Here is a 1,035-nt window from a genome sequence, read left to right as displayed (position 1 = left end):
CCTCGCGACAAGATGTGCAGTAGCAATGCTCTATCGAAGTATTCATATGTCACCCCTACAAGGTTTTGAAAAATTTTTGCTTAAAATGGGGGTTATCGACACACACTTCTAATTCAGCAATCCCTGTCAATACAACAAGTTGTTCTTGTCCAGCGACACTTAACTTAATGCATTCATCTTTATCTTGGTTGGAGCTTAATTGGGTACCTGTACATACACACAATTTCAATATAATCGTAATCACTGCAACTAATCATAATGCCTCCCAATCTTTCACCACGTTAATGCGGCATACCGTTCTATGCAAACTGTTTATAATCCATCGTTTTCTCAAATCACATTGAAACAGCACATGCTTAAAGTACTCGTTGTTTTAATCATAGACCCACCTTTAAACACCGAACTTACTTAATAACGTTCGTTTTATTGCGCTATCTATTCGTTTGATTACACTGAAATTATTAGACAGTGAATAATACGGAACGTTATGAACTTAAAACCCCTAGCCGCGAGCGCACTCGTGCTGGTCTCTGCAACAGCAGGTGCGGTGAGCTTTATAGACCAAATCGATGGTCACTTGGACATGGGTGAATACCTAGCTGAAAATGCCTATGGTTTTTTGCCCGTCCCGATTCTAATTACAGAGCCAGCCGTTGGCTACGGTGGTGGTTTCACCGGTATCTTCCTTCATGAATCAGAAGAGCAGAAAAACACACGCAAAGCACTGGCGGAGAAGTCCCTTGATGGAGGCGCACAACTCTTAACACCTGCAATCACCGCAGTTGGTGGCTTTGCGACAGAAAATGGCACTTGGATGGCATTTATTGGTCACAAACGAAGCTGGAAAGAGGATTCGATACGCTACCTTGGCGGTTTGGGTTATGGCGATATCAATATGACTTTCTACCGACAAAGCTCATTAGATGCCCTATCACCCCTCGAGCCAAATGAAGGTATCGAGCTCGGCTTAAAAGGCATGGGAGGGATACAAAAGCTTCAATTCAGAATCCAAGATTCACCATGGTTAGTTGGCCT

The 1,035-nt window shown here is 43.0% G+C and carries 2 pseudogenes; one reads left to right on the top strand and one right to left on the bottom strand.

From position 1 onward, the window contains the following. Positions 1 to 55: 55 nt before the first annotated feature. Positions 56 to 257, bottom strand: a pseudogene (locus KIV40_RS34280) (Rho-binding antiterminator). Between the two features lie 230 nt (positions 258 to 487). On the opposite strand from KIV40_RS34280, the pseudogene KIV40_RS34275 reads away from it, so the two are divergent. Then, positions 488 to 1,035 (top strand): annotated as a pseudogene (locus KIV40_RS34275) (glyceraldehyde-3-phosphate dehydrogenase); the annotation flags it as partial.

This window comes from Vibrio sp. D173a (assembly GCF_030248475.1).
This window is presented reverse-complemented; position numbering and strand designations above follow the sequence as displayed.